Source organism: Dietzia sp. DQ11-38-2 (genome assembly GCF_014145055.1).
Classification (GTDB): domain Bacteria; phylum Actinomycetota; class Actinomycetes; order Mycobacteriales; family Mycobacteriaceae; genus Dietzia.
The window spans coordinates 1-3,238 of sequence record NZ_JAALDW010000203.1 but is presented as its reverse complement, the minus strand read 5'-3'; the positions used below and the strand labels follow the sequence as shown (position 1 = coordinate 3,238).

Here is a 3,238-nt window from a genome sequence, read left to right as displayed (position 1 = left end):
TGGAGACCGCCGGCTCGCCGGACGCGGCACGGGGCCTGCTGCTCGACGTGGTCGACGCCGCCGTCACCAACGCCCGCAACGAGGCCAAGGACCTGCTCGGGGGCGAGGACCGCGAGCTGCACCCGGCCGACTGGGCCTGGGAGTCCGAGCGACTGCGCGCCGAGCGATTCCAGGTGGACGACGCCCGCGTCCGGCCCTACTTCGAGCTCGAGAGGGTGCTCCGCGACGCGGTCATGCACTCGGCGTCCGAGCTCTACGGCCTGCGCTTCGCCGAGCGGACGGACCTTCGCGGGTACCTTCCGGACGTCCGGGTGATCGAGGTGTTCGACGACGAGCGCACCGAGCCCGACGCCGGAGTGGGGCTCTTGCTGCTCGACTACTACGCGCGTCCGACCAAGCGGGGCGGTGCCTGGATGAGCTCCTTCCGCGATCAGTCCCGGCTCCTGGACTCGCGGCCCGTCGTCGTCAACGTCATGAATCTGGCCCGCCCCGCGGCGGGCGAGCCGACGCTGCTCACGATGGACGAGGTCACCACCATGTTCCACGAGTTCGGCCACGCGCTGCACGGCCTGCTGTCGGACGTGGAGTACCCCGTGTTCTCCGGGACCTCGGTGCCGCGCGACTTCGTCGAGTTCCCCTCCCAGGTCAACGAGATGTGGGCCCGCCGCCCGGAGCTGCTCGCACGGTACGCGCGCCACGTGGAGACGGGGGAGCCGATCGACCCGGATCTGGTCGACCGGATGCGGGAGGCCGAGCGCTTCGGGGAAGGCCAGGCCACCGTCGAGTACCTCGCCGCCGCCCTGCTCGACCTGGCCTGGCATTCGCTCACCCCCGCCGAGGCCGAGGCGGTCACGGACGTGGACGAGTTCGAGGCGCGGGTGCTGGCCGACGCGGGCCTGGACGTCCCCGGCGTAAAACCCCGGTACCGGTCGCGGTACTTCCAACACATCTTCGCCGGCGGGTACTCGGCCGCCTACTACTCGTACTTCTGGGCGGAGGTCCTCGACGCGGACGCCGCCGAGTGGTTCTCCGACCGCGGGGGACTGCAGAGGGCGACGGGCGAGGCGATGCGCCGCGAGGTGCTGTCCCGGGGCGGGGCGATCGACTTCCTCGACGCCTATCGGGCGATGCGCGGAGCGGACCCGAGCCCCTCGGCGCTCCTGCGTCGCCGCGGCCTGGACTCGTCGGTGGTGGGTGGCCGCGAGGCCGCCGCCGTCGGTCGGCCGTAGGATCGCGTCGTGACGGCTTTCCTCGAGTTCTGGGACACGGTCGAACTCTGGCTCGCCACGCTGCCCTTCCCACTTCAGGTCTTCATCATGCTCGCGGTGGGCGTCCCGCTGTTCTACCTGGCCGCGGTGGTCGTCGAACGGGTGGCGGATGTGCTCGTGCACCGGTTCCGGGGGCTCGTCGCCTCCGGCGACGCCGAGACCGGGAAGGAGGTCATCTGATGCCCCGGTCGCGTGTGACTCTTGCCCTGATCCTGCTGATCGCGCTCGTCGTGATGGCGTGGCTCATCCTCGACGTTTACTGAGGACAGGCCGTCGGTCGAACGGGCGCTGTGAGACTGACTGCGGACGTACACTTCGTGCATGCAGCGCCTGAGTGGACTTGACGCCAGCTTTCTCTACTTCGAGACCAGGGCCCAACTCCTGCACGTGTGCGGGTTGATCGTCCTCGACGGATCAGAGATGAACGGTGGCTACTCGTTCGACGCGCTGCGGGCCGAGCTCGCCCGCCGGGTCACGGCCATGCCCGGCTTTCGCCGCAAGCTGCACGACTCGTTGCTCAACATCGATCACCCGGTCTGGGTCGAGGCCGAGGACTTCAACATCGACCATCACCTCCACCGGGTGGGTCTGCCGGAGCCGGGTGGGGACGAGGTGCTCGCCGAACTGTGTGGGCACCTGGCCAGCCAGCCGATAGACCGCTCGATGCCCCTGTGGCAGATGTATGTCATAGAGGGGCTTCCCGACAACCGGTTCGCGGTCTTCGCCAAGATGCATCACTCGACCGTCGATGGCGTCACGGGTGCCAACATGATGTCCCAGCTGTGTTCGCTCACCCCGGACGACCCGACTCTCGACCAGGAACTGGTGGAGGAGACCGCCGGCGGGTCCGGGGCTCTCGAACTGGCCGTCGGTGGGGCGTTGTCCCGGCTGGCCACCCCGTGGCGCCTGGCCTCGTTGCTCCCGGGGACGCTGGGGGTCGTGCCGTCGTGGATCAACAGGGCGCGCAAGGGACTGGCCATGCCGGCGCCGTTCACCGCGCCCCGCACCCCGTTCAACCGCACGATCACCGGGCACCGGTCCATCTCGTACGCCAGTGTGGGCCTCGACCAGATCAAGCGCATCAAGAACGTCTTCAACACCACCGTCAACGACGTCGTGTTGGCGATCTGCTCCACGGCGCTCCGGACCTACCTCGACGACCTGGACACGTTGCCGTCGAAGCCCCTCATCGCGATGGTCCCGATGTCGGTGCACGCCGCGGAGTCGCGCCCCGGCACCAACCGGGTGTCAGGCATGTTCATGTCGCTGGCCACGGACATCGACGACCCGGTCGAGCGGCTGGAGTCCATCCGGGACGCCAACACCGTCGCCAAGGACCACACCGACGCGCTCGACGCCAATCTCCTCACCGACTGGGCGCAGTTCGCGGCTCCGTCGGTGTTCGGGTCCGCGGTCCGGATGTACTCGCGACTGAGGCTCTCGGAGCGGCACCCGGTGGTGCACAACCTCATCATCTCCAACGTGCCCGGCCCCAACATCCCGCTCTACTTCCTCGGGGCCAGGGTGACCAAGATGCTGCCGATGGGGCCGGTGTTCCACGGAGCCGGTCTCAACTGCACGGTGATGTCGCTCGATGGTGAACTGCACTTCGGGTTCATCGCGTGCAAGGACCTCGTTCCCGATCCGTGGCCCATGGCCCGCGCGGTGGATGCGGCCGTGGCCGAACTGGTCGCCGCCGCCGACGAGCGGGAGGCGAACGGCACCCCCACCGCGGAGCGGAAGTCGGCCGCCGAGTTGGCGCAGGTGCGCAAGCAGTCGAAGAAGGCCGGGCGTCAGTCACCGGCCGACAAGGATCAGGCCGGCTCGAGCGCCTCCGGCTCGAGCGCCTCCGGGAGGAAGAACCCGACGTCCACGGCGACGACCCGGAAGCCCTCATCGAAGAAACCGACCGCAGCGACGGCGGCAGCCAGCACATCGGCGGAGCCGGAGAAGGCACCGACGAAGAAGGC

Annotated in this window: 2 protein-coding genes and 1 pseudogene; all 3 read left to right on the top strand. The window is 69.1% G+C overall.

The window, feature by feature from the left end:
* A partial coding sequence (locus G6026_RS07530) for a M3 family metallopeptidase (protein ID WP_241727977.1) occupies positions 1–1,229 on the top strand: 1,229 nt, incomplete at its 5' end.
* Positions 1,230–1,238: 9 nt separating this feature from the next.
* Positions 1,239–1,448 (top strand): hypothetical protein, encoded by a 210-nt coding sequence (locus G6026_RS07525; protein ID WP_107756110.1) that lies wholly within the window; start codon positions 1,239–1,241, stop codon positions 1,446–1,448.
* 141 nt (positions 1,449–1,589) lie between these two features.
* Positions 1,590–2,912: pseudogene (locus G6026_RS07520) on the top strand (wax ester/triacylglycerol synthase family O-acyltransferase); the annotation flags it as partial.
* Positions 2,913–3,238 lie beyond the last annotated feature (326 nt).